Annotated in this window: 23 protein-coding genes and 1 tRNA gene; 13 read left to right on the top strand and 11 right to left on the bottom strand. The window is 69.1% G+C overall.

Annotation, left to right across the window (positions count from 1 at the left end):
- Nucleotides 1-34: 34 nt before the first annotated feature.
- Nucleotides 35-229, top strand: a complete 195-nt coding sequence (locus tag HHUB_RS01770) for a hypothetical protein (protein WP_059055652.1) — start codon at nucleotides 35-37, stop codon at nucleotides 227-229.
- Between the two features lie 108 nt (nucleotides 230-337).
- On the opposite strand, the gene HHUB_RS01765 is transcribed toward HHUB_RS01770, so the two are convergent.
- Nucleotides 338-411 (bottom strand) — tRNA-Tyr (locus HHUB_RS01765).
- Nucleotides 412-531: 120 nt separating this feature from the next.
- Between HHUB_RS01765 and HHUB_RS01760 the strand changes: the two genes are divergently transcribed.
- The 3 genes from HHUB_RS01760 (at nucleotide 532) to ftsZ (ending at nucleotide 2,582) form a co-directional block, all read left to right on the top strand.
- Complete coding sequence (locus HHUB_RS01760; protein WP_059055650.1) at nucleotides 532-1,047, top strand: zinc ribbon domain-containing protein; 516 nt, start codon at nucleotides 532-534, stop codon at nucleotides 1,045-1,047.
- A gap of 174 nt (nucleotides 1,048-1,221) precedes the next feature.
- On the top strand, nucleotides 1,222-1,389 hold the full coding sequence (locus HHUB_RS01755; RefSeq protein WP_058981067.1) for a ribbon-helix-helix domain-containing protein: 168 nt from the start codon (nucleotides 1,222-1,224) through the stop codon (nucleotides 1,387-1,389).
- 2 nt (nucleotides 1,390-1,391) lie between these two features.
- Nucleotides 1,392-2,582 (top strand): cell division protein FtsZ, encoded by a 1,191-nt coding sequence (gene ftsZ, locus HHUB_RS01750; protein WP_059055648.1) that lies wholly within the window; start codon nucleotides 1,392-1,394, stop codon nucleotides 2,580-2,582.
- A 57-nt stretch (nucleotides 2,583-2,639) separates the two neighbouring features.
- Here ftsZ and ncsA read toward each other — a convergent pair whose 3' ends face one another.
- Both ncsA and HHUB_RS01740 read right to left on the bottom strand, forming a co-directional pair.
- Nucleotides 2,640-3,602: a tRNA 2-thiolation protein NcsA gene (gene ncsA / locus HHUB_RS01745; protein ID WP_059055646.1), complete on the bottom strand. Its 963-nt coding sequence runs from the start codon at nucleotides 3,600-3,602 to the stop codon at nucleotides 2,640-2,642.
- Between the two features lie 202 nt (nucleotides 3,603-3,804).
- The gene (locus HHUB_RS01740) at nucleotides 3,805-5,190 is read right to left on the bottom strand and encodes an HD domain-containing protein (protein ID WP_059055644.1); all 1,386 of its coding nucleotides are present in this window, start codon (nucleotides 5,188-5,190) and stop codon (nucleotides 3,805-3,807) included.
- A gap of 129 nt (nucleotides 5,191-5,319) precedes the next feature.
- Here HHUB_RS01740 and HHUB_RS01735 point away from each other — a divergent pair, with 129 nt between their 5' ends.
- A complete protein-coding gene (locus HHUB_RS01735; protein WP_059055642.1) occupies nucleotides 5,320-5,967 on the top strand; it encodes a DUF7095 family protein in 648 nt (215 codons plus the stop codon).
- Nucleotides 5,968-6,189: 222 nt separating this feature from the next.
- Here the strand turns inward: HHUB_RS01735 and HHUB_RS01730 are convergent, their stop codons facing one another.
- From HHUB_RS01730 to HHUB_RS01720, 3 genes are read right to left on the bottom strand one after another with little or no spacing between them, the layout of a single operon-like run.
- Nucleotides 6,190-7,281, bottom strand: a complete 1,092-nt coding sequence (locus tag HHUB_RS01730; RefSeq protein WP_059055640.1) for an aminopeptidase — start codon at nucleotides 7,279-7,281, stop codon at nucleotides 6,190-6,192.
- 56 nt (nucleotides 7,282-7,337) lie between these two features.
- Nucleotides 7,338-8,132, bottom strand: a complete 795-nt coding sequence (locus HHUB_RS01725) for a class I SAM-dependent methyltransferase (RefSeq protein WP_059055638.1) — start codon at nucleotides 8,130-8,132, stop codon at nucleotides 7,338-7,340.
- A gap of 56 nt (nucleotides 8,133-8,188) precedes the next feature.
- Complete coding sequence (locus tag HHUB_RS01720; protein ID WP_059055637.1) at nucleotides 8,189-9,019, bottom strand: deoxyribonuclease IV; 831 nt, start codon at nucleotides 9,017-9,019, stop codon at nucleotides 8,189-8,191.
- Between the two features lie 79 nt (nucleotides 9,020-9,098).
- On the opposite strand from HHUB_RS01720, the gene HHUB_RS01715 reads away from it, so the two are divergent.
- Complete coding sequence (locus tag HHUB_RS01715; RefSeq protein WP_059055635.1) at nucleotides 9,099-9,632, top strand: redoxin domain-containing protein; 534 nt, start codon at nucleotides 9,099-9,101, stop codon at nucleotides 9,630-9,632.
- Here the strand turns inward: HHUB_RS01715 and HHUB_RS01710 are convergent.
- Nucleotides 9,629-10,489, bottom strand: a complete 861-nt coding sequence (locus HHUB_RS01710; protein WP_059055633.1) for a lipoate--protein ligase family protein — start codon at nucleotides 10,487-10,489, stop codon at nucleotides 9,629-9,631. The two genes, HHUB_RS01715 and HHUB_RS01710, sit on opposite strands and share 4 nt — an antisense overlap.
- Nucleotides 10,490-10,829: 340 nt before the next feature.
- Here HHUB_RS01710 and HHUB_RS01705 point away from each other — a divergent pair, with 340 nt between their 5' ends.
- The 4 genes from HHUB_RS01705 to HHUB_RS01690 all read left to right on the top strand — a co-directional run bounded on the left by HHUB_RS01705 (nucleotide 10,830) and on the right by HHUB_RS01690 (nucleotide 15,437).
- Nucleotides 10,830-11,732 carry a serine/threonine-protein kinase RIO2 gene (locus HHUB_RS01705; protein WP_059055630.1) on the top strand — a complete coding sequence of 301 codons (903 nt, stop codon included), beginning with the start codon at nucleotides 10,830-10,832 and terminating at the stop codon, nucleotides 11,730-11,732.
- Between the two features lie 503 nt (nucleotides 11,733-12,235).
- A complete protein-coding gene (locus HHUB_RS01700) occupies nucleotides 12,236-13,645 on the top strand; it encodes a DUF7282 domain-containing protein (RefSeq protein ID WP_059055627.1) in 1,410 nt (469 codons plus the stop codon).
- Between the two features lie 79 nt (nucleotides 13,646-13,724).
- Nucleotides 13,725-14,702, top strand: coding sequence for a restriction endonuclease (locus HHUB_RS01695; protein WP_059055624.1), 978 nt, complete (start codon nucleotides 13,725-13,727; stop codon nucleotides 14,700-14,702).
- Nucleotides 14,703-14,846: 144 nt separating this feature from the next.
- The gene (locus HHUB_RS01690; RefSeq protein WP_059055622.1) at nucleotides 14,847-15,437 is read left to right on the top strand and encodes a 50S ribosomal protein L15e; all 591 of its coding nucleotides are present in this window, start codon (nucleotides 14,847-14,849) and stop codon (nucleotides 15,435-15,437) included.
- 45 nt (nucleotides 15,438-15,482) lie between these two features.
- Here HHUB_RS01690 and HHUB_RS01685 read toward each other — a convergent pair whose 3' ends face one another.
- Nucleotides 15,483-16,001 (bottom strand): CNNM domain-containing protein, encoded by a 519-nt coding sequence (locus HHUB_RS01685; RefSeq protein WP_059055620.1) that lies wholly within the window; start codon nucleotides 15,999-16,001, stop codon nucleotides 15,483-15,485.
- A 77-nt stretch (nucleotides 16,002-16,078) separates the two neighbouring features.
- On the opposite strand from HHUB_RS01685, the gene HHUB_RS01680 reads away from it, so the two are divergent.
- On the top strand, nucleotides 16,079-16,735 hold the full coding sequence (locus tag HHUB_RS01680; RefSeq protein WP_059055617.1) for a DUF2306 domain-containing protein: 657 nt from the start codon (nucleotides 16,079-16,081) through the stop codon (nucleotides 16,733-16,735).
- Here HHUB_RS01680 and HHUB_RS01675 read toward each other — a convergent pair whose 3' ends face one another.
- Nucleotides 16,736-18,475, bottom strand: coding sequence for a MutS-related protein (locus tag HHUB_RS01675; protein ID WP_059055616.1), 1,740 nt, complete (start codon nucleotides 18,473-18,475; stop codon nucleotides 16,736-16,738). It lies immediately after the preceding gene.
- Nucleotides 18,476-18,507: 32 nt separating this feature from the next.
- Nucleotides 18,508-19,491, bottom strand: coding sequence for a carbohydrate kinase family protein (locus HHUB_RS01670; RefSeq protein ID WP_059055615.1), 984 nt, complete (start codon nucleotides 19,489-19,491; stop codon nucleotides 18,508-18,510).
- A 106-nt stretch (nucleotides 19,492-19,597) separates the two neighbouring features.
- Between HHUB_RS01670 and HHUB_RS01665 the strand changes: the two genes are divergently transcribed.
- Entirely contained in the window at nucleotides 19,598-20,029 is a 432-nt protein-coding gene (locus HHUB_RS01665; RefSeq protein WP_059055613.1) for a CopD family protein, read from the top strand.
- Nucleotides 20,030-20,086: 57 nt separating this feature from the next.
- Nucleotides 20,087-22,672 (top strand): DNA mismatch repair protein MutS, encoded by a 2,586-nt coding sequence (mutS, locus tag HHUB_RS01660; RefSeq protein ID WP_059055610.1) that lies wholly within the window; start codon nucleotides 20,087-20,089, stop codon nucleotides 22,670-22,672.
- Here the strand turns inward: mutS and nucS are convergent, their stop codons facing one another.
- The gene (nucS, locus tag HHUB_RS01655; protein ID WP_059055608.1) at nucleotides 22,673-23,374 is read right to left on the bottom strand and encodes an endonuclease NucS; all 702 of its coding nucleotides are present in this window, start codon (nucleotides 23,372-23,374) and stop codon (nucleotides 22,673-22,675) included.
- Nucleotides 23,375-23,401 lie beyond the last annotated feature (27 nt).

Genomic DNA, 23,401 nt, shown 5'->3' with positions numbered 1-23,401 from the left:
CTATTTATGTGTTCTCCATGATGTGACTGCGTGTATGCGTCACGAAGCGTGTGTCATCTGTGGCGGGTGGGTCGTCTTCCTCGCCACGTTCGCCCTGACCGCTCTCTTCCCGCCCGTTCGAGGCGTCGTCGTCCCCTCCCTGCTTGGCGTCACCTCCGCCTTCTTCGCGACGCCGGCCATCCACACCGGCCTGCGCGCACGCGGCGCCACGCCCAGCGCGGGCGGCTGACGCGGTCCCCGAGCTGTGGTGGGCTAGTGTAAACGAGAACTGAGGACCCGTCACCCGCGACCGCGCGACGACGCGTTCGAGTCTCGTGGAGTAGACGACGAGAGGAAGTCCGCCCTCCCCGATTTGAACGGGGGGCAAGTCGATCTACAGTCGACTGCTCTACCAGTCTGAGCTAAGGGCGGATGCACTCGTTCGTAGGCCGTGGTTCGGATTTAAGGGTTACCATTCGGGAACGGACGACGCGCGTCAGACGCATGAGGTGGGTTGAAGTCCCCGGCGGTGGTACGTACTACCGAACGGAGATGTCGAAGATTACCTTCCGCGCGGACGACGACCTCGTGGACGCCGTCGACGACCTCGACGAGTCCAAGAGCGAGGTCATGCGCGAGGCGCTGCGCGCGCACCTCGACGGGGCGTCCGACGCGGACGACAGCATCGACGACGTCGTCGCCGAGCGCGTCGACGAACTCGTCGAGCGGCGACTCGGCGTGCGGAGCCGCGAGCGCGACGTAAACGTGCGCATCACGGTTGATACCGCCGACGGGCTGCGCGCGGAGCCGCGCCGCGACGACCAGCGCGCGCCGGGTCGCGAGCCGGCGCACGGCGAAGGCGGTGGACGTGCGGGCGACCGCAGCCGCGAGCAGAGCTGCGCCCAGTGCGGAGAGTCGCTGTCCGACGACCACGTGTTCTGCCCGAACTGCGGCGAGAAGGCGACCCGCCGCGTGTTCTGCGAGTGCGGCGACGAGGTGCGCGCGGACTGGTCGTTCTGTCCGCACTGCGGCCGGCGGACCGCGTCGGCGGACGCGCTCGACCGGTAAGACACTTGTTTACATCCGCCGTTAATTATATACGTTGCCACGCTGTGGGTAGTGGTACGTAAGACGGTTGTCTTACACCGAATCGCACGACGGCGCGGGATTATGACCCGCCGAACGATTCTGTAAGACACACTCGCGGTCGAACGCCGTCTTACCACAACGGGGATACCAAATATGGAGCGTGTGACACTCCGCATTCCGAAACAGCAGATCGACGAGGTCGAACAGATGGTCGAACGGGGCAAGTTCCCGAATCGCAGCGAGGCGATCCGGTCTGCCGTCCGTGAGATGATAGACGAACAAACCGAGCAGACCAGCACGAACAGCTGGGCGAAGGTGTAACGATGCAGGACATCGTTCAGGACGCCCTCGACAACGCCGAAGCCGAGCAACGCGAGATGGACGCCAGCGGCGACGGCGACGAGTTCGGCGACCCGCGAATCGTCATCGTGGGCGCGGGCGGCGCGGGCAACAACACCGTCAACCGGCTGTACAACATCGGCGTCGAGGGCGCCGACACGGTCGCCATCAACACCGACAAGCAGCACCTCAAGATGATCGAGGCCGACACGAAGATTCTCGTCGGGAAGTCCCTGACGAACGGCCTCGGCGCGGGCGGCGACCCCTCGATGGGCGAGCGCGCTACCGAGATGGCACAGGGCACCATCAAGGAGGTGCTCGGCGACGCGGACCTCGTGTTCGTGACCGCCGGGATGGGCGGCGGCACCGGTACAGGCGCCGCGCCCGTCGTCTCCAAAATCGCGAAAGAACAGGGCGCAATCGTCGTCGGCATGGTGTCGACGCCGTTCAACGTCGAGCGCGCCCGCACGGTCAAGGCCGAGGAAGGACTGGAGAAGCTCCGCGACGAGGCGGACTCCATCATCGTCCTCGACAACAACCGGCTGCTCGACTACGTGCCCAACCTCCCCATCGGGAAGGCGTTCTCCGTGATGGACCAGATCATCGCCGAGACCGTCAAGGGCATCAGCGAGACCATCACCCAGCCCAGCCTCATCAACCTCGACTACGCCGACATGACCGCCATCATGAACCAGGGCGGCGTCGCGGTGATGCTGGTGGGCGAGACCCAGGACAAGAACAAGACCAACGAAGTGGTCAAGGACGCGATGAACCACCCGCTGCTGGACGTCGACTACCGCGGCGCGAGCGGCGGCCTCGTCCACATCACGGGTGGCCCGGACCTCACGCTGAAGGAGGCCGAGGGTATCGCGGACAACATCACCGAGCGGCTGGACGCGAGCGCGAACGTCATCTGGGGCGCGCGCATCCAGGAGAACTACAAGGGCAAGGTCCGCGTCATGGCCATCATGACCGGCGTGCAGTCCGCGCAGGTGCTCGGCCCGAGCACGCAGAAGCAGGCCGACAAGTCCCGGCAGGAGCTCAAGGACGTCGACGCCGACGCGAAGCAGCGCGCCGTCGACGACAGCGGTGGCTCGACCGGCGAGTTCGGCGCGCACTCCGACGGCGGGAAAGAAGAGGTCGAGAAGAACAACGGCCTCGACGTCATCCGGTAACCGTCCCGGTTCTTTTGCAGTCAGCGTTCGCCCGCGGAGCCGCGGTGTCGCACGCTCTCAGACTGCGTTTACCGCTTCGACCAGCGCGCACTTCCGACACCGGTCTCGGGTCGTCGGCGCACCACACTCCTCGCACTCGCCGACGTCCGCGTCCTCGTCGCTGTACTGGTCGGCAGCGAGCCCGGCGAGCTCCTCGTAGCCGGCCATAATCGAGTGCCGCGTGCCCGGGTGGTTCTCCTCTAACTTCAGCAGGAGGTCCTGAATCTCGCCGCGGAACGCCTCGCTGGAGTGGGGGCACTCCTCCATGTGGACCGGGAGGTCCCGGAGCTGGGCGTACAGCGCGACCTCCTTCTCGGGGACGTCCCGGAGCGGCTTCGCGCGCGGAATCATCTCGTCTTTGGGCGTGCGCTCGTCGAACGGCCCGAGGCTGGCGTCGAAGTGCTTGGCGACCTGCTCGACGTTCCCCTCGAGGATGTTCATCAGCGCGGTCTCGGCCTCGTCGTCGAGGTTGTGGCCGGTGAGGAGCTTGTCCGCGTCGTAGGCCTCGGCGTACTTCGCGAGGAGGTCGCGGCGGAACACCCCGCAGTACGCGCAGGCGGCCATGTCCATCGGGTCGTCCTCGACGACGTCGTCCATCTCGACGTCGAACTCGTCGGCGTACGTGACGACCTCGTGGCGGACGTCGCGGTCCGCGGTGAGCTGTTCGCAGGCCGCGAGGCTTTCGTCGCGGTAGCCCTCGATGCCCTCGTGGATGGTGAGCGCGACCAACTCCACGCGGGGGTCTTCGGCGAACGTCTCCTCGATGATGTCCGTGAGGACGACGCTGTCCTTCCCGCCGGAGAGCCCGATGACCCACGTCTCGGGGTCTTCGGGCGTCGCGTCGTCGGGTAGCATGTCGTCCTCGCGGATGCGCCGCCGCACGCGGCGCTCGACGCTCTCGAAGAGGTGGCGCTCGCAGAGGTGCGCGCCGGAGTACGCCGCGTGCATCACGGCCTCGCGGTCGCACTTGGTGCAATCCATTACGTACGCGTTGGCAGCGCCGGCGTTTCACCGTTACGTCTCACCGAACCACCGCGGCGCGTAAATCCTATTTCGGGATAGCAAATCGGCTGCTGTGCGAGAATCTGGGACACGGAATCGGTCGCGGAGAAGCGCGAGCGGTGACTTAGCCTGATTCAGCGTCAGAAGCGCGTTCGACGGGAAACGCAGCGGGACGGCCGCGTTACGCCTGCTCGTACTGCTTGGCGTGGAACCAGTCGACGAGCGTGCCGGTGGCTTCCGTCTCGACGCCGTGGGGGACGTAGACGAACGGGATGGGGCGGTCGAACGCGCGCTCGCCGTAGAGGCCCCAGTCGCCGACCGAGCGGGTGGTGCCGCCGTACGCGATTGGGATGTCTTCGAGGTCCTGTGGCTCGTACTCGGGGACGTAGGACTGCTCGACCCAGACCTCGTGGTCGGGGACGCCGAGTTCGGCGGCGAGGTCGGCTTCGAGGCGGTCGGCGTGGGCGACCAGCCAGTCGCTGAACGCGTCCAAGTCCGCGTCCACGCGGTCGGCGTACGCGATGCGGTGCTTCCAGCAGGTCTCGGGGAAGCGGCGCGCCCGGAAGCGGTCGTAGAGCGCGGCGAGCGTGGAGTCGGGGTGCTCGCTGGCGGCGACGCGCAACCGCTCCATGAGCGTGTTGTCGTCGATTTCGTCGTCCAGTACGGCGTCGGCGGTGACTGGCGGTTCGTCGGCGAGCGCGGCGAGTTCGTCGAGGAGTTCGCTGAGGAGGACGTGGGCGTAGACGGACTTGTGGTGCTGGGTCACCCACATGTACACCGCGATGCGGCCTTCGAGGTAGTTGCCGATGGTCGAGAGCGCCTTGTCCGAGAGCGCGAGCCCTTCCTCGGGGTGGGCGGTGTAGGAGCCGACCATGCGGTCGGTGTCGAAACTGAGCACGTCCGCGCCCGTCATCTGGTTGTCCCGCGTGATGTAGTCGAGGCGATCGACGTCGATGGGCGAGTGCAGAATCTGGGCGGCGACGCCGTGCTGCCAGCGGCCGCCGCGCTCGTATTCGAGGCTGTATCCGAGGATGTGCGCGCAGACGTCGTGGGGGTCGACGCCCATCTCGCGGAGGCCGTCGGCGAACTCCTTCAGGACGATGAGACAACCGAGGAGTTCGTGCGCGGATGCCTCCCGAATCGGCGCGTCGCCGACGCCGGCGTCCGCGAACGCGTCGTGGAGCCCGCGGTCGGCGAGCCGCTGCTGGAGGTCGTCGGTGTCGATGAAGCGCTCGCCCAGGTGGCTGAACGGCGGGTGGCCGACGTCGTGGAGGAGCGCCGCGCACTCCAGCGTGCGCTGGATATCGTCGAGTTCCGCGGTGGTGGCGTCGCGGTAGAAGTACGACTGCTCGCGGAGGTTCTCGAAGACGGTGCGCGCGAGGTGATAGACGCCCAGCGAGTGCTCGAAGCGCGTGTGGTTCGCGCCCGGGTAGACGAGGTAGGTCGCCGAGAGCTGGCGGACGTGGCGGAGTCGCTGGAACGCGCGGTGGTCGAGGACGTTGTCGACGAGCGGCTGCTCGAGTTCGACGTAGCCGTGGACGGGGTCTTTGATTTGCGTAGCTGGCATGGTGTACCGTCGGTCCGAGCGGACCGACCCGAATTACCCGTCGTAGGGGCTCGGTGCGGGTCGGTCTTTCGATTCCCGACACGGGCGCGTGCGGAACCGTTTTCGGCGTTCGCGGGCTACGGACACGCGATGGACAGGACTGCCGCCGTCGACCGGGTGGAGGCGCTCGTGGAGACGGTCGCGAGCGAGGAGATGCCGGTCCCCGTGCGCGAAATCTGGGTGTACGGCGACGTCGCGCTCGGCCTCGACCCCGTCGAGCGACTGGACGTCTACCTCACGAAGGACATTCTGATGCGCGGGGACGACGCCGACCGCGCCGCGGAGTTCGAGCGCGAGTACGGCGTGAAAGGTGTCGGGAAGACCGTGCGCGCGTCGTGGGCCGACGACCACCCCGAGTTCCTGCGCGCGAACGAGAGCGGCCACGTCGCGCCCGAGCGCTGCCTCGGCGCGCACCTCGTGGACGACGACGAGCCGATTCACCTCGAAGTGTGTAACGCGGGCTTCGAGGATAACGTCACCCAGCGCCTCGAAGGCGCGCGAGCGACCGAAACCTACGAGAACGTCCTCGACCCCCGCGGCGTCTGCCTGTGGGCGGACGGCGAGCGAAGCGACGACGCCTTCCAGAAGCTCCGGGACGGCGAACTCGTCTTCCCGACGCTCGCGGGCGCGCTGGAGATGCTCGGCGCCGACGAGGAGGAAGCCGAAGTCGCCGCCGACGCCGTGGAAGCGCGCCGCGAGCGCGCAGAGGGCGCGACCGTCCGCGGCGACGTAGTTTGAAGTGCGAAGCCGGGACCACCCCGGCGCGTGACCTGACGACTCGCCGGCTGGGGGAGGCGGGAGTGCGGCAGTCCCAGCCGGATTCAGTGCCGCCTGTTAGCCCCGGACCCGAAGAGAAACTGCAGTAGGCGATTACTGGTCCACGAAACCGTCCTCACGGCTCACTTCGTTCGCCGTTCGGTTGGCCGTGGTTCTCACTCACTTCGTTCGTTCCGAACCACGCTATTCCTCGAACCCGTCCTCGAACTTGAACGTCCCGTTGCGCTGGACGATTTCGCCGTCAATTTCGATGTAGGAGTCCTCGCTCATGTCCACGATCATGTCGACGTGGGTGGCGGACTCGTTGAGCGGCTGGCCTTCGGGGACACACTCCTCGATGGCGCCGCCGACGGCCATGTGGACGGTGTCGCCCATCTTTTCGTCGAACAGCATGTTGTACGTGAACCGGTCGATGTCTCGGTTCATCCCGATTCCCAGCTCCCCGAGCCGGCGCGACCCCTCGTCGGTGTTCAGAATGCCTTCCAGCGCGTCCTCGTTCTGGTCGGCGGCGAAGTCCACGACCTCGCCGTCCTCGAACTCCAGCCACGCGCCCTGAATCTCCTTGCCAGCCCGGATGAGCGGCTTGTCGAACAGCACCTCGCCCTCCACGCTGTCCGGCACCGGGCACGTGAACACCTCGCCCGCGGGCATGTTCTTCGTGCCCCAGTCGTTGGCGGCGTCCATTCCGGCGACGCTCATCGTGACGTCCGTGGTGTCCCCGGAGACGACGCGAACCTCGTCGGCGGGGTCGAGGAGCTCCACGAGCTGGGACTGGAACTCGCGCTGTTCGTCCCAGTCCTTGTTGATTGCGTCGTAGACGAATTCCTCGTAGGCCGCCGTGCTCATCTCGGCCTTCTGGGCGGCCGCGGGCGTCGGGTGCTGAGTGATGACCCAGCGCTTCCCCAGTCGCTCTTCGAGAATCGGGCCGCGCGCGCGACTCGCGGCCTGTGACTTCTCCGGCGGCACGTCGCTGCTCTCGAAGGCGTTCCCGCTCCCGCCAATCAGGAAGACGACGTCCGTCTCCTCCATCGCGGCGAGCTCGTGGGCCTTCGTCTCGTAATCGTCGACGTCCATCGCGCGGTTGTACGCGCGAGCGGCGCGCGCCAGCCCCCACGTCAGGGTGGGGCGCGCGCCGACCTCGCCGAGCCGCTCGTAGAGCGCGACGACGAGGTCTTCGGCTTCCTTCGACGCGCGAATCTGGACCATGTCGCCGGGCTGGACGTCGGCGCAGTCGTCGACGAGAATCTCGGCGTGGCGGCGGACTCTGTCGTCCATACGGCGAAATCATCCCCGACGCGAATAAAGCTCGGAGAACCGGAAACCCACCGCAGTTACTCGGGGACGCGGCCGACGGTCACGTAGAACGGCACGGTCTCGACGCGCTCGTAGTCGTTCTCGCGCATCTGTGCGACGACCTCCCGCCCCATCTCGCGCCACTCCGCGCGCAGCGCGTCGTAGGCGTCCGAGGAGAGTCCACCCGCGGCGAGCGTCGGCTGCTGCTCGGCGAGCCGCTCGCCGGTCGCCTTGCGCGCGGCGGCCTCCAGCGCAGCCTCGCCGTACGGGGGCTGGACGGCCTGCACGTGCTCGTACTGCGTCGTGGAGACGTCCACCAGTCCCGCTTCCTCGAAGCAGTCCGCGGCGTCCGCGCCCAGCGAGACGTTCGTGTCCACGCCCTCGATATACGCGTCGCGGGCGCGCGCCGCCAGCGGCGGCTCGCTCGCGACCGTGGACTCGACGGTGACGGCGGCGTTGTTCGGTTCGACGGCCGCCACGAGGTCCGAGGAGACGCGCGCGAACTCCCGCACCGCGGCCACGGGGTCCGAGAGGTTGATGAGCAGCGCCTGACACGCGACGAGGTCGCAGACGCCCCCGCTGAGCGGCAGCCGCGTCGCGTCCCCGAGGAGGCGTTCGTCGGCGGCGACGTGCCCGATTAGGTCGGCGTCAGCGTCCAGCGCGAGCACCTCGGCGTCGGACTCCTCGCGGAACACGGCCGTGAGTTCGCCCGTCCCACAGCCCACGTCGAGAATCCGCTCGCGGCTGCCCAGCCGGAGCGCGTCCAGCGCGTCGCGCTCGGCCCACATCCCGCGGCGCGTCTCCTCGAGGTAGTCGGCGCTGAATCGGCGCACACCTCCACTGAAAACCGGGGTCGGCAAAAGCGGCGGGGTCCTCCTGCAAGCCGAACTCAGTTGTTCCGCAGCTCTCTGACCTTCTCGATGTTCCACGCGAACCCGCGGCCGTCCTCGTGGGGCGTCTCCAGCACGAGCGGCACGTCGGTGATGGCGTCGTGGTTGACGAATGCGTCCATCCCTTCCTCGCCGATGAGGCCTTCGCCGATGTGGGCGTGTTCGTCCTTGTTCGTGCCGCAGTCGTGTTTCGAGTCGTTGAGGTGGACGCAGTGGAGGTGCTCGAAGCCGACGACGTCGTCGAACTCCGCGAGCGTCTCCGCGACCGCCTCGGGCGTCGAGAGGTCGTAGCCTGCGGCGAACGCGTGCGCGGTGTCGACGCAGACGCCGAGGTCATGGGCGGACTCCTCCAGCACGTACGCGAGGTGCTCGAAGTCGCCGCCGAGCTTCGTGCCCGAGCCCGCGTCGCTCTCCACGAGCACGGTGACCCCGTCGGGAATATCGAGTTCGTCGAGCGCGCTGACGGCGTTGTCCAGGCCCTGCTGGACGCCCGCGCCAGTGTGCGCGCCGAGGTGGACGTTGACGTACTCGATGTCGAGCTTGGCGGCGGCGTCGACCTCCTTCTGCATGCTGTCCACGGACTTCTCGCGGAGGTCGTCCTTGGGCGTGCAGAGGTTCACGAGGTACGACGAGTGGATGACCCACGGGCTGTCGAGGTGTTCGTCAGTGCCCTCCCGGAACGCGGCGGCTTCGTCGTCGCCGACGTTCGGGTCCTGCCAGACCTGCGGCGAGTGCGTGAAGATTTGCCCGCAGTTCCCGCCGACGTCCAGTTCGTTCTCGACGGCGTTGTCGACGCCGCCCGCGATAGAGACGTGTGCGCCTACTCGCATACGCTGTCGTTCGCGCCGGGAGGCAAAGAGGCTTCGAAGCGTCGCAACACCTTTGCTGCGGGAGCGCTCCTGTCACCGTATGACTCGGGGGGACGCGCTCGGCGTCGGGGACGAGGTGCCCGACGTGGCGGCACCACTCGTTCAGCCGGACGACAGCGTCGAACAGACAGCGCTGTCGGAACTCTACGCCGACCGGCCCGTGCTAGTCGTCTTCTACACGAACGACTTCAGCCCGGACTGCGTGAACGAGTGGTGTTCGTTCCGCGACTACGGCTGGTTCACGTCCACGGAGGACGTGCGCGTGGTCGGCGCGAGCAAGTCCCGCGTGGCGACCCACCGGCGGTTCATCGACTACCTCGACATCGACTTCCCGCTGTACGCCGACACCGACCTCGCCGTCTCGGACGCGTTCGGCGTCACGTACCGCGCGCTGAAGCTGCTGCCGCGCTCGAAGCGCTCGGTGTTCCTCGTGGACACCGACGGCGTCGTCCGGTACCGCTGGATCGGCGAGCACCCGCTGGACCCGACCCGCGACCAGCCGCCGCTGGCCGAGATTCGGGAGGCCGTCGAGGAACACGTCGGCGGCGAGACAGAGACGTTCGGGTTCAGCTAAGCGGTCCGCTCGCGCGTCCACTCGTCGGTCGCGTACTTCTCGTCGGCGAGTTCGCGCGCCGCTTCGAGTTCGTCGTCGGTCCACTCGCCGACTGCCGCATCGCACCACTCGGCGAGCGCGTCCTCTAGCGCCGACACCGCTTCCTCGCGGCTGATGCCGGCTTCCTCGCGGATACTCGTCACGCGCTCGCGGAACCGGTCGGCGTCGATGTCCTCAGAATACTCCGTGTTCTGATGGGCTGGGGAAGACGACGCTGTCGTCTTCCCAACGCCCGGGTCGGCGAACACGCCGAGGTGGGCGTCGGGCGCGAGGTCGTAGGACAGCGACCCGTGCTGGATGACCGCGTCCCGGGTGCGGTACTGGGCGTTCCCGCTGATTTTCCGGCCGTCCACGGCGATGTCGTGGGCGGGGTGGAGCGCGCGCAGGTAGCACGCCGGCTCGTGAATCGCGGGGTGTTCCTCGGGGACGAACGCGGCGTCGACGCCCATCGCGTGGAACGCCGACAGAATCGGCTCGCAGAGCACCTCGTAGCAGTCCATCAGGTCGCCGGGGAGTTCGTCCGCGGGCGCGACGATGCTGTAAGAGATGTCCGCGAACTCGTCGTGGTAGATGCCGCCGCCGCCGGTCTGCCGACGCGTCACGGTGATTCCCTCCCGATCGGCGAAGTCCCAATCGACGGAAGCGGCGTCCTGCCGGTACCCCATCGACAGCGTGGACGGCGACCACTGGTACGCGCGGACCGTGCGCGGCCCGCCGTCGGCGGCCGTCTCCGCGGCGACCTCCTCTAAGGCCATCTGCATCGGGCCGTCGCGGGCCTCCTCGGGAATCAGTCGCCACTCGCGGTCGGCCAGCGTCATACCACGCGGTTCGCGGCCGCCGGCAAAAAGCCGTGCGTCTGGGAGGTCGCCCGGTGTGTCCATCGAGCGCACCGAGCGACGCGGCAATCTGTGGCCGAACTCGTGGCGCGAACGGCCGCACCGGGAATCTTCTATATCGTGGTATATGATTTATCGTGCGTATGACTGCATTTTCGCAGAACACAGAATACCATCCAGAGAAGGCCACAGAGTCGCCGAATCGCTTCTTTCCACCAAAATTCTCGCGGGACGCACCACGCTACTGGGACGACAACTCCGGTGAAGCGGCGTTCGCCGCACGGCGCGTAGCTTTTACCTGCCGGCCCGCTATCTCCGGTGAATGGTTCGGAACGTCGCCGCCGAGATGGCGGACCTCGACCCGGAGGACTTCCACCTGCTCTCCGGGGTCGAACACGGAATGCGGTTCTCCGAGTGGGTCAGCCGCGAGAAGCTCCCGGAGTTCTCCCGGCTGACACAGGAGGAGGTCGACTACCGGCTGGACCGCATGCTCGATCTGGAGTTCCTCGAACGGAAGACCATCCAGTACGAGGGCGTCCAGCTCACGTTCGCGGGCTACGACGCCCTCGCGTTGCACGCGTTCGCGGAGCGAGACACCGTCGAGGGGTTCGGGTCGCCGCTGGGCGTCGGCAAGGAGAGCGACGTCTACGAGGTGCAGTCGTTCCGCCCGATGGCGCTGAAGTTCCACCGCGAGGGCTACACGCAGTTCCGGGAAGTCCACCGCGGTCGCGACTACACCAGCGACAAGGAGCACACGTCCTGGCAGTACACCGCACGGAAGGCCGCCGAGCGCGAGTACGACGCCCTGGAGACGCTGTACCCGGACGTGAACGTCCCGCGGCCGGTCGACCAGAACCGCCACGCCATCGTGATGGAACGCATCGACGGCGTGGAGCTCTCGCGCGCGGAACTGGAGCCCGAGCAGGCCAGCGGCGTCCTCGACCTGGTGCTCCGGGAGATGGCGACCGCCTACGAGGCGGGCTACGTGCACGCGGACATCAGCGAGTACAACGTCTTCGTCAGCGAGGACGGCGTGACGCTGTTCGACTGGCCGCAGGCCACCCCGAGCGACCACGAGAACGCGCGCGAACTCCTCGACCGCGACGTCGGAAACATCGTCGGCTACTTCCAGCAGAAGTACCCCAGCGACGTCCCCGAAGTCGAGGAGTCAGCGGTCGCGGACGCGGTCGCGGACGGCTCGTTCGGCTCCGTCACCGAATTCTGACGCGTTCGCGTCGCTCGCGCACAGATTCCCCAGCGGCTGTACTTCCCCGCGTGACGCCAGTAAATCTTATTTGGCGATATAGAATCCTGTTCTAGCGCGGCGAAAGTTCCTCGCGGCGCACGAACGTGTCCGGTATCTAACTCTACATCCAACGGTATTTATACGACCGCGGGAAAGGGTTGAGCGAACTGCAATCGGCATGGACCGCACACGCCTCGCCCCCGTCGTCACCACCCTCGTTGTCCTCGCCACTGCACTCGCGGGAGCGACAGCAGTCTCGGCAACCACACACAGGAGTCGGCGTCCGTCGGGGATTACACGATAACAAGAGGGGAAACAGCCTCGATAGCGGTCGAGCATTCGTCGCCCGCGAACCCCACCATCTCCGGGGGTGGCTTCGAAGTCGATGTTGCCCTGAACGGCAGCGGGTCGAGTACGGTCGAGCTCGACACGCACCCACTAATCGACGGGCAGGCGAGTTTATCTCCGGTGGAGCGGCAAGAATGAACGACCCCCCGCTTGAGGAAGCCATCCAACCGGGGACGTACACGCTGGAGGTCTCCATCGAGGGCGATACGTGGGCGTACGGCGAACTCGTCGTCAGGGAGAACACCGAACTCGCAGCCGAGACCGGCGGGCTTCCCGGGGACTACTTCGGGGGCAACGATACCGATAACGCCCTCGGCGACGTCCAGACTCACGAGGAGATCGGGCGCGGGAACCAAGACATCGTCGTCGGCGACTACGCGGCACTCGTCCTCGAGACGAACGGGACCGGGTACGACGCCCCGTTCGAGAGCAACGTGACTGTCGACGGGCTGGCCGAGGAGGGGGTCGAGGTACGCGTCGGGGAACTCGATCCCGAGCCGAACACGGACGCGGAGACGTACACCGGGTCGGAACTGCGTGTCGCCGCACAGTTCGGAGAGGGGACCGGAAAATTCGCCCTGCTCTGGGACACCAGCAGGGTGGAGCTCGGCGTCGGGTCGAACCACACGTACGGGTTCGAGTTGCGCGTCGACGCAAGCGACAACGCGCTGTTCTCTGAGGACCGAACGTTAGCGGCCGAACAGGTGACAATCGTGGAGCCGTCGTTCACGCTCGACGCCGAGCCGGGGTACACGCTCGCGCCGTGGGACGGCGACGAGATTCAGATTTCGGGGCGAACGAACCTACTTCCGGGGACGACGTTGAACGTGCGCGCGCTCCAAGAGCCCCCGGAACCCCGGCTCTGGCAGAACAACGTCGAGGTCGCACAGAACGGAACCTTCGGGACGACGCTGAACTTCTCGGACGCCGACCGACCGACGGAGTTCCCGCTGTGGGTGCGCAACTACGAAGATCAGAGCAGCCACATAGTGCGATTGACCGCGGCGAACGCGTCACTGCTGTTCCCCTCGCAGACGGTGTCCAACGGCTCGGTGACGGTCGAGCACGTGACGCTCTCGCGGGGCGGGTTCCTGCGGCTGACCGCGAACGACACGACCGTCGGCACCGCGGGGCCGTTCCCGCAGACGACCAACGGGAGCGTGGACGTCGCGCTGAACGGGTCGCTGGACGGGCCGACGAACGTGACCGCGACCGCGATTGCGGACGCCAACGGCAACGGCGTGCTGGACGACACCGACCCCAACTACGGGAACGAGTCGTCGCCCGTCGCGGACACCGCGGTCATCTCGCCCGCCGTGACGGCGACCACGACAGAGCCGCCGGAGAACAACACGACGACCGTCGCGACGACGGCGGCAACGACACAGCCCGAGTTGCGCGTGAACGACGAGGAGCCGCTGGCGCCGGTCGCGAACAACAACGGGTCGTCGGGCGGCTTCGTGCCGCTGTCGCCGGCGACGACGCTGCTCGCGGTCGTCGCGGGATTGCTGTTGGCGGCGCGCCGCGGACCCGACCGTTTATGAGGGGGCGCCGTGGTGATTACGATACACCTGGGGACTGCATGACGAGACAGAGTACGCGTCCGACCGCGAGGGGTGCGTGATGTTCGAGGAGATGCCGGCGTCGGAGTTCCCGCGGTTCCTCGCGGCGTTCTGGGAGGAGAAGGGCTGGTCGACGTCCGTAACGGAGAACGACGACGGCACGTACCTCGTCGGCGGCGACAAGGACAACGGCAAGCGCGGGCTCATCGGCGTCCGGCCGAGCGAGGACACCGAGATCGGCGCCTCCGAAGTCGAGGACTTCGCGGCGTTCTGCGACAAGAAGGGCGTGGACGTGCGCGTGATGGCGACCCGCGGCCGGTTCACGACCGGCGCGCGGAGCGCCGCGGACGCGGGCGACGTCCACCTCCTCGACCCGAACGAGCTGGCGTCGTCGGTCCGCGACGAGGGCGCCGAGGGCCTCGTCGAGCAGTTCACGGACGGCGACGGCGGGTCCCTGCTGGACAACGTCCCGAGCCCGCCGATTCCGGGCGGCGTGCCCAGCGGCGTCCCGGTCGTCCCCATCGTGGTCGCGGTCGTCGTCGTGCTCGCGGCCGTGTTCGCGGGCCCCACGCTGTTGGGGTTCGTGCCGTTCGTCGGCGGCGGTGGCGGGGGCGACGCCGGGCCCGCGTTCACGGCGTTCTCGATGGCCGCCGACGAGAACACGACCGCGAGCGCGGAGTGGGACGTCAGCGTGCAGGACGAGATTCAGACGGACGCCAATACCTACGAGCCGCCGGAGGGCGAGACGTTCGTCGTCGTGCAGTTGAACGTGACCGCGGGCGACTCGCAGGTCGTCGTCAGGCAGCAGAACTTCGCGCTGGTGGTGAACGGGACGAACTACGGCTACCAGCGCTTCGAGAACGCGAGCCAGCAGTTCCAGCAGCAGCGCGCGGCGGTGACCGCAGCGCCCGGGGAGTCCGGCCGGCTAGTCGTGGTGTTCTCGGTGCCGGCGGAGTTCGACGGGGCGACGCTCGTCGAGCGCGCTGACGGCCCCGGGCTGCGCTTCCAACGCGCGGACCTCGACTTCGACGTGGAGTAGGATTCGAAGTTCTTAACCCCCGCCGCGACGAACGTCGGGTAACTCGCTGGCGAGCGGGCTCCAGCGGGCTCCTGACGCGAGTCGGGACGGAATGTGATTCTCGGGCGACCGAGAGTTGAACCACCCAACGCCCGCGGACAACACATGACACGAAGCTTCTACTCCCACATCAAGGAAGCCTGGCGGGACCCCGACGACGGGAAGCTCGCCGAGCTCCAGTGGCAGCGCAAGCAGGACTGGCGCAAGCAGGGCGCCATCGTCCGCGTTGATCACCCGACCCGCCTCGACAAGGCCCGCGAACTCGGCTACAAGGCCAAGCAGGGCGTCGTCGTGGCGCGGGTCAGCGTCCGGAAGGGTACCGCCCGGAAGTCCCGGTTCAAGGCTGGGCGCCGCACGAAGCGGCAGGGCGTCAACCGCATCGGTCGCGCGAAGAACCTCCAGAGCATCGCCGAGGAGCGTGCCTCCAAGAAGTACGTCAACCTCCGCGTGCTGAACTCCTACTGGGTCGGCGAGGACGGCTCGCAGAAGTGGTTCGAAGTGATTCTGCTGGACCCCGAGCACGGCGCAATCGAGAACGACGACGACCTCAACTGGATCTGCGACGAGAGCCAGCAGGGTCGCGTCTTCCACGGGAAGACCAGCGCCGGGCAGCGCGCTCGCGGCCTGCAGACCCGCGGCAAGGGCGCGGAACACCTCCGCCCGAGCACGAACGCCGGCAAGCGCCGGAAGTCGTAACGTCGCAACTTTTCCGTTCTTTCTCGGTGCCCAGCGGCGGCGCCGTCACTCCTCCTCTAACAGTTCCTGCTCGATGTGGGGGCTGCCGCCGGTCGCGCCGGCGAGCCGCCGCGTAATCGCGTCGAAGAACGCGACCAGCGGCCACAGCGCGAGCGCGATGTACTTCAGCGGGCGGGCGGTGGTGAGCGCCCACGACTCGGCGTTGGCCAGCCCCCAGGACTTGGGGAGAATCTCCCCGCAGACGAGCACCAGCGACGTGGCGACCAGCGTCGTCCCGACGACCGCCAGCTCGGGCGGGAGGTAGGTCACGAGCAGCACGGTGAGGATGCTGGAGACGGCGATGTTGACGACGTTGTTCCCGACGAGAATCGTCACGAGCAGCCGGTGTGGGTCGTCGCGGAGCCGCTTCAGCTCGGGCCCGCGTTCGTCCTCGCCCGCGAGGGCGGCGATTCGTTCGTCGGTGAGCGAGAACAGCGCGATTTCCGTGCTGGAGAAGTACGCCGACACCGCCAGCAGGACGGCGACCGCGGCCAGCGACGGGAGTACGGAGAGGTCCAGTGCCATGAGACCGGCGAGGGCGACCAGCCACTAAGGCGTTGGTGCGGGAACGCTTATGCACCGGCGGGAGAACGGTCTACGCGATGACAGTCGAGACGGCGGCGCTCTGGACGCACGTCGCCGCGGGCGTCGCTGCGCTGGTCGCCGGCGGCGTCGCGCTCGCGACCGAGAAGGGCGGGCGCCGCCACCGGCAGGCGGGCCGCGTCTACGTCGCGGCGATGGCAGTGGTCGTCGCGACGGTGCTCCCGCTGTTCGCGCTCGACCCGACGTTCTTCCGCGCGTTCCTCCTGCTGGTCGCGGTGTTCAGCGGCTACTTCGCGTTCTCGGGGTACCGCGAGCTCGCTCGCAAACGGCCGAGCGACGACCCCGCGGCGGTGGACTGGGCGGCGGCAGTCGCGGTCGTCGCTGCGTGCGTCGCGCTCGGCGCGTGGGGCGTCACGCTCGTCGCTGCCGGGGACTCGCTGGGCGTCGTGATGGCCGTATTCGGCGGCATCGGCGGCGCGCTCGGCGCCAGCGACCTGCGGGCGTACTGGCGGGGCGCGGACCGCTCGTGGCTGGTCGGCCACCTCTCGCGGATGGTCGGCGGGTACATCGCGACGGTCACCGCGGTCTCGGTGGTCAACCTCGGGATGGTCCCCGACGTCGTCGCGTGGCTGTGGCCGACGGCGGTCGGCGTCCCGCTCATCTGGTACTGGCAGGCCGAGTACGCCGACGTGGGGCCGCTGGCCGGCAGAGTCTGACTACTCGGACCACTCGGCGTCCGCGAGCGTGCGCTGGACGGCCTCCTCGCCGACGGCGCGCGCGAGCGTCTCGTAGCCGGCGCGCTCGGCGCGGTCCCCGGCGTCCGCGACCAGCCGGGAGACGATGAACTCCGGCGTGGACTTCCCGACGGTGCCGAAGCGCGGCTGGTAGTCCACGAGCAGGTCGAGGTCCTGACTGAGGCCCTCCGCGAAGATGCCGTCGGTGCGCGCGACGTCCGGCAGGGGTTCGAGGTCCTCGGCGAGGTGGGTGACGAACACGCCCAGCGCCTGCTCGTCGACCGTGAGCGTGACGAGACCGTGGAGGAGGTCGGCGGCGCTCCCGGGCTCGGTGATGGCTTCGAACTCGTCGACGAGCATCAGCGTGCGGTCGCCCTCGGCCAGCGGCGGCACGACGGAGTTCAGCGTGGCTTCGAGGACGCCCGCGTTGAACGACGCGTGCCGCCGGTGGAAGACGATGGCGTCCACGGGCCCGAGTTCGGCGCGGTCGGCGGGGACGGGCAGCCCCATCGCGGCGAGCACGGCGACCTGACAGAGCGTCTCCAGCAGCGTCGTCTTCCCGCCGGAGTTCGCGCCCGTGAGCACGGCGACGCGGTCGCCGTTCGGCGGGTCCAGCGAGTGGTCGCCGACCGCGTACGTCACCGGCTGGACGTCGCCGGCCTCGGCGGCCAGCGAGAGGTTGCGCGCGTTCTCGACGGCGATGGCGTCCGCGTCCACGAACTCGGGGCGCGTGAGGTCGTGGGCCTCCGCGAACCGCGCCAGCGAGACGTCGACCGCGAGGTCGCTGACGGCTGTGACTGCGGCGTCCACTTCCTCGCGGGCGGTCGAGATAGCGCCGCGGAGGTCGGCGGCCACCTCGTCCTCGCGGTCCTGTTCGTCCTCGCGGACGTCGTCGGCGAGCGCGCGCAGCGTCGTGCTCACGAAGTCCGCGGCGTCGGCGGCGTCGGCGGCCATCGCCGACCGCACGCGGCGCGGTTCGACGCCGGCCTCGCTGGCGACGTACTGGACGAACGCCTCCCGGAACTCGTCGGTGCCCTCGACGCCCTGCGAGCGCACGTCTTCGAGCACGTCGAAGGTGTCGCGTTCGAGGCGTTCGAGGTCGCCGGCGCGCTCCCGGAGCCGGTCGAGTTTGGCGTCCGCGCCCGCCGCCACGCCGTCGCCGGTGAGGTAGCGCAGCGCCTCTGCGGCGTCTTCGAGCGCGTCGCGGTCGAGCGTCGTGACCGACGCGAACACGCCCGAGTCCTCGCTGACGGCGTCCTGCAGGGCGAGCGCCGTCTCGACGGCCGCGCGCTGGGTGTCCCCGGCGTCGTCGTGCGCGTCGAACGTGTCGAGAACGGCCTGCTGGGTCTCGCCGTCGAGGCGCGCCCACGTCTCCCGCGCGGCCTCCACGTCGTCGAGGCGCTCGCGCATCGCGTCCCGGTCGGTCAGCGGCGTCCGCACGCGGATCCGGTCCGCGGCGCCGGGCGTGACGGCGTAGTCGGCGGCGAGCGCGACCAGTTCCTTGTAGACGGCGCGGGCGTCGTCGGTCGCGAGCGCGTCCATCCCCTCGCCGCCGTTCGCCCGGCGCAGGATGCGCGTCGCCCGTCCCCGCGAGATGCCGGCGTCCACGAGCGCGCGGACGTTCGCGGATTCGATGGCGTCGATTGCGTCGGGGACGCCGAGCTCGGTCTCCAGCTTGTCGGCGGTCTTCGGGCCGACCCCCCAGAACTCCTCTAATCGCATACCTGCGAGTGGGCGACCGCGTGGGTAAAGCGTTACGTGGATTCCGACGCACACTCGACCAACGCACGGACCGCGGCGTCGTCGGGGAGCGCGGCCATCCCGCCGGTCTCGGTGGTCGTGAGCGCCGCGGTCGCGTTCGCGTACCGGAGCGCGTCGCCGAGCGCGTCGCCGCCCATTCCGGGCTCGTACGCCGCGAGCGCGCCGGCCGTGAACGCGTCGCCGGCGCCCGTCGTGTCCACGACGTCCACGTCGAACGCGGGAGCGGAGCGCGTCACTTGCTCGCCGTCCGCCGACTCGGCGACAGCCGTCGCGCCGTCGCCGCCGCGCGTGAGGAACACCGTCTCGGGGCCGTAGTCGAGCAGGTCGGCGGCGACGGCCGCTGGCTCGCTCCGAACGCGCTCAGCGAGGCCGAGCGGCCGGAGGTCGTCGGGGCTACAGAACAGGAGGTCTGCGAGGTCGAGCGCCTCGCGGACGGCGTCGCCGGCGGCGTCCGGCTCGTCCCAGAGGTCGGGGCGCGCGTTCGGGTCGAACGAGACCAGACAATCCGCGTCGCGGGCGCGCTCCAGCAAGTCGAGCGTGGCGGTGCAGCCCGCGTCGTTCGCGAGCGCGACGCCGCCGGCGTGGACGCAGCCGAAGTCGGCGAGTGCGCTGTCGGAGACAGTCCCGGCCTCGAACGCGAGCGTGGCGGTGTCGCTCTCGTAGAAGGTGAACGAGCGGTCGCCGTCGGGCGTCGGGCTGACGACCGCGAGCGCGGTGGCGGCGTCGCCTGCGACGACGAACTCGCCGTCGAGGCCGCGGTCGGCGAGCGCATCCCGGAGGTACGCGCCGAACGCGTCGTCACCGAGGCGCGTCCAGAGTTCGGGCGGGCTGTCGAGGCGCGCGAGCCCGGCCGCGACGTTCGCTGGTGCGCCGCCCGCGCGGTGGACGAAGCCCTCCACGGTCGCGAGGTCGCCGGCACCCGAGGGGAACAGGTCGACGAGCGTCTCGCCGGCGACGAGGATGCGGTCAGTGCGCACGCGTCCGCCGACGCGCTACTGGCACTTAGGCCCCGGCAGACTCGGTCGGGACGGTGCCGTCAGGAGACCGACGCGTTATTTCCGGTCGTGTGCGAACCCGTAGACGATGGACTTCGACATCGCCGCCGCCCGCGTCGTCCACGTCGTCTTCGGCGCGGCGTGGACCGGGAGCACGCTCGCCGTCGCACTGTTCGTCGTGCCCGCCGCGCGCCGCGGCGTGCTGGACGCCGCGCCCGTGGAGTGGATTGCCGACCGATTCACGAAGCTCAGCGTCGCCAGCGTCGCCGCGATGCTGTTGACCGGCGGCCACCTCGCCGGCAACCTCTACACGTTCGAGGCGCTCGCGAACTCCTCGCGGGGCCATCTCGTCGTGGGGATGACCGGGCTCTGGTTGGTGCTGGCAGGGCTGGCGCACGTCGCGACGAGTCGCCTCACCGCCGGCCACGACGTCCAGTCGGCAGCCGACGACGCGACGCCGTGGTTCGGTGCCGCGGCCGTCGTAAGCGTCGCACTGCTCGTGCTCGCCGGCCTGCTCTGACCGAAAGCGGAGCGCTGACCGACGAGCATAACAGCCGCCACCCCGTTGCCTTCGTGCATGGACGCGGCGCTCGGCCCACCCGAGAAGATGGCCGAAAGCGAGGGTGACCTGACGCCGATGATGAGCCAGTACTTCGAGCTCACGCGGCGCTACGAGGACGCGCTCGTGCTCTTCCAGGTCGGGGACTTCTACGAGCTGTTCTGCGAGGCCGCGGAGGCGGCCGCCCGCATCTGCGAGATTACGCTGACCGCCCGCGAGGACTCCACGGGCGAGTACCCGATGGCGGGCGTGCCAATCGACAACGCGGAGCCGTACATCGACGACCTGCTTGACGCGGGCTACCGGGTCGCGGTCGCCGACCAAGTCGAGGACCCAGACGAGGTCACCGGGGTCGTCGAGCGCGCTGTCACCCGGGTCGTCACGCCCGGGACGCTGACCGAGGACGAACTGCTCGGGGGCGACGACAACAACTTCGTCGCGGCGGTCGCGGCCGACGACGACGGCGGCTTCGGCCTCGCGCTGTTGGACGTCTCGACCGGCGACTTCTACGCGACGAGCCTCCCGAACGCGGCGCGCGTACGGGACGAACTGGGGCGGTTCGCGCCCGCAGAACTTGTCACCGGACCGGGCGTGGCGGCGGAGCGCTTCGAGGATGGCACGTTCGTCGCGGAGTACGAGGACGCGGCGTTCGACGGCGAGCGCGCCGCGGAGACCGTGGCGGCGTACTTCGGGAGCGTGGACGCGCTCGCCGGCGACGCCGAAGTCGCGGCGTGTGGCGCGCTCCTCGATTACGCCGAGTACACCCGAGGTGGGGAGGACGGCGACCGGTTGGACTACCTGAACCACCTGACGCGGTACGACCCCCGCGAGTACCTCCAGATGGACGCCGTGGCGCTGCGGAGTCTGGAGGTGTTCGAGCAGCGCAGCGTCCACGGCGCGGAAGGCACCGCGCTCGTGGACGTGCTCGACGAGACGGCGTGCGCGCTCGGCCGGCGGACGCTCACGGACTGGCTGCGCCGGCCGCTGACCGACGCCGAGGAAATCGAGGCGCGCCACGAGGCGGTCGGCGAACTGCTCGCGGACCCGCTGACGCGGGAGGAACTGCACGAGCACCTGCGGGACGTCTACGACGTCGAGCGCCTGATTTCGCGGGTGTCGCGGGGCCGCGCGAACGCCCGGGACCTACGCGCGCTGAAGGACACGCTCGACGTGGTGCCCGAAATTCGCGGCCTGCTGGCGGACGCGGACAGCAAGAAGCTCCGCGACCTGCGCGCGAGTCTCGACGACCTCCCCGAGATTCGGGACCTGCTCTCGCGGGCCATCGTCCCGGACCCGCCCCAGGAACTCACGGAGGGCGGGGTCATCCGCGACGGCTACGACGAGACGCTGGACGACCTCCGGGAGACCGAGCGCTCCGGGAAGCGGTGGATAGATGACTTGGAGGAACAGGAGCGCGAGCGCACGGGCATCGACTCGCTGAAGGTCGGGCACAACGCGGTCCACGGCTACTACATCGAGGTGACGAACCCGAACCTCGACTCGGTGCCGGCGAACTACCAGCGCCGGCAGACGCTGAAGAACTCCGAGCGGTTCGTCACGCCCGAGCTGAAGGAGCGCGAGGACGACATCGTGCGCGCCGAACAGCGCTCCCAGGACCTCGAGTACGAGCTGTTCCGCGAGGTCCGCAATCGGGTCGCCGAGGAGGCCGAGCGCGTGCAGGCGACCGCGGCAGCAGTCGCGGCCGTGGACGCGCTGGCGTCGTTCGCGACAGTCGCCGCGAGCCACGACTACGCGCGCCCCGAGGTGGGCGGCGACGGCATCCACGTCGAGGGCGGCCGCCATCCCGTCGTGGAGCGCACGGAGGCCGGGTTCGTGCCGAACGACACCGACCTCACGCCCGAACGCCGGGTCGCGGTCGTCACGGGCCCGAACATGAGCGGGAAGTCCACGTACATGCGCCAGGTCGCCCTGATCGTGTTGCTCGCGCAGGCGGGGAGCTTCGTCCCCGCCGAGCGCGCGCGCCTCCGCGTGGTCGACCGCATCTTCACGCGCGTCGGCGCCAGCGACGACATCGCGGGCGGGCGCTCGACGTTCATGGTGGAGATGACCGAACTCTCCTCGATTCTGCGCGCCGCGACCGAGGACTCGCTGGTGTTGCTGGACGAGGTCGGCAGAGGGACTTCCACGACGGACGGCCTGGCCATCGCGCGCGCCGTCACCGAGTACGTCCACGACGAACTCGGCGCGACAACGCTGTTCGCGACCCATCACCACGAACTCACGGCGGACGCAGAGCGCCTCGCGGACGCCGTGAACCTCCACTTCGGCGCAACCCGGAACGAGGAGGGCGTGACCTTCCAACACGAAGTGCGGGAGGGGCCGGCGACGGCCTCCTACGGCGTCGAGGTCGCCCAAACTGCGGGCGTCCCCGAGGCAGTCGTCGAGCGCGCCCGCGAACTCCTCGACGCGGCAGACGTGGACGCGGACGCGAGCGAGGAGCAGACGGAGCCGGCGCGGACGGCAGACAGCGGCGACCACGACGAGTCGGCCGTCGAAGAGACGCTGCGTGACGTGAACGTCGCGGAACTCACGCCCGTGGAGGCGCTGAACGTCCTGAACGACCTCAAGCGCGACCTCGACTGACTACTCGACGGGCGAGAAGGAGAGCCCGTTCTCCGCGAGCAGGCGGCGAGCCTTCTCCGTGATTTCGGGTGCGACGAGCACGCCGCGCACGTCGGCGTCGGCGTGGAGGTCGCGGCGGAGCGCGTTCACGTAGCGTTCCAGCTGTGAGGCCGCGGCAGGGCCGACGCGGCGGGCCTTGAGTTCGACGGCGACCACGGCGCCGTCGCGGCCGCGGCCGTAGACGTCCACGGGGCCGGCGGGCGTCTCGCGCTCCGTGCTGCGCGGCTGGAAGCCGGGTTCGACGAGGTCGGGGTCGGCGAGCACGCGCTCCTTGAGGTCGGACTCGGTGCCGGAAACCTCGGCGTCGGCATCCGCGGGGTCGAATGCGGCGGCGTGCTGAACCGAGTCGAACCGGACGGTGAGCGCGTCCGCGGCGTCGCCGTCGCCGCAGCGGAGTTCGAGACGACCGTCAGTTGCTTCGACGGCGACACTACCGCCGGTCGCCCACGCGTCGGGGTCGCGGCCGGTCGCGCCGTGGACGAGCACGGTGTCGTCGGGCTTCCAGAGGACGCTCCGAACGCCCGCAGGGAGGCTGCGCTCGGCGCGCCCCTCGAACTCGGTGGCGCACTCGCCGACGAGCGAGACCGCGAGGCCGTCGCCGCGGGCGTCCGCGGCGAAGGCGGCGGCGCGGTCGGCGTCGGGGGCTGAGAGCGCGCGGGTCACGGCAGCGAGTAGGCAACGGACGGGAAA

The organism is Halobacterium hubeiense (genome assembly GCF_001488575.1).
Lineage (GTDB): Archaea > Halobacteriota > Halobacteria > Halobacteriales > Halobacteriaceae > Halobacterium > Halobacterium hubeiense.
The sequence above is the reverse complement of the archived record's forward strand: the minus strand, read 5'-3'. Positions and strand labels throughout refer to the sequence as shown.

Excerpts from the sequence above, each read along its gene's own strand:
- HHUB_RS01770 (WP_059055652.1), top strand. The coding sequence starts at position 35 with ATGCGTCACGAAGCGTGTGTCATCTGTGGCGGGTGGGTCGTCTTCCTC.
- HHUB_RS01675 (WP_059055616.1), bottom strand. The coding sequence starts at position 18,475 with ATGCGATTAGAGGAGTTCTGGGGGGTCGGCCCGAAGACCGCCGACAAG.
- ftsZ (WP_059055648.1), top strand. The coding sequence starts at position 1,392 with ATGCAGGACATCGTTCAGGACGCCCTCGACAACGCCGAAGCCGAGCAA.
- HHUB_RS01730 (WP_059055640.1), bottom strand. The coding sequence starts at position 7,281 with ATGGACGACAGAGTCCGCCGCCACGCCGAGATTCTCGTCGACGACTGC.
- HHUB_RS01720 (WP_059055637.1), bottom strand. The coding sequence starts at position 9,019 with ATGCGAGTAGGCGCACACGTCTCTATCGCGGGCGGCGTCGACAACGCC.
- mutS (WP_059055610.1), top strand. The coding sequence starts at position 20,087 with ATGGACGCGGCGCTCGGCCCACCCGAGAAGATGGCCGAAAGCGAGGGT.
- HHUB_RS01715 (WP_059055635.1), top strand. The coding sequence starts at position 9,099 with ATGACTCGGGGGGACGCGCTCGGCGTCGGGGACGAGGTGCCCGACGTG.
- HHUB_RS01705 (WP_059055630.1), top strand. The coding sequence starts at position 10,830 with ATGGTTCGGAACGTCGCCGCCGAGATGGCGGACCTCGACCCGGAGGAC.
- HHUB_RS01680 (WP_059055617.1), top strand. The coding sequence starts at position 16,079 with ATGACAGTCGAGACGGCGGCGCTCTGGACGCACGTCGCCGCGGGCGTC.
- HHUB_RS01755 (WP_058981067.1), top strand. The coding sequence starts at position 1,222 with ATGGAGCGTGTGACACTCCGCATTCCGAAACAGCAGATCGACGAGGTC.
- HHUB_RS01665 (WP_059055613.1), top strand. The coding sequence starts at position 19,598 with ATGGACTTCGACATCGCCGCCGCCCGCGTCGTCCACGTCGTCTTCGGC.
- HHUB_RS01710 (WP_059055633.1), bottom strand. The coding sequence starts at position 10,489 with ATGACGCTGGCCGACCGCGAGTGGCGACTGATTCCCGAGGAGGCCCGC.
- HHUB_RS01685 (WP_059055620.1), bottom strand. The coding sequence starts at position 16,001 with ATGGCACTGGACCTCTCCGTACTCCCGTCGCTGGCCGCGGTCGCCGTC.
- HHUB_RS01760 (WP_059055650.1), top strand. The coding sequence starts at position 532 with ATGTCGAAGATTACCTTCCGCGCGGACGACGACCTCGTGGACGCCGTC.
- HHUB_RS01700 (WP_059055627.1), top strand. The coding sequence starts at position 12,236 with ATGAACGACCCCCCGCTTGAGGAAGCCATCCAACCGGGGACGTACACG.
- HHUB_RS01690 (WP_059055622.1), top strand. The coding sequence starts at position 14,847 with ATGACACGAAGCTTCTACTCCCACATCAAGGAAGCCTGGCGGGACCCC.
- ncsA (WP_059055646.1), bottom strand. The coding sequence starts at position 3,602 with ATGGATTGCACCAAGTGCGACCGCGAGGCCGTGATGCACGCGGCGTAC.
- HHUB_RS01695 (WP_059055624.1), top strand. The coding sequence starts at position 13,725 with ATGTTCGAGGAGATGCCGGCGTCGGAGTTCCCGCGGTTCCTCGCGGCG.
- HHUB_RS01740 (WP_059055644.1), bottom strand. The coding sequence starts at position 5,190 with ATGCCAGCTACGCAAATCAAAGACCCCGTCCACGGCTACGTCGAACTC.
- HHUB_RS01735 (WP_059055642.1), top strand. The coding sequence starts at position 5,320 with ATGGACAGGACTGCCGCCGTCGACCGGGTGGAGGCGCTCGTGGAGACG.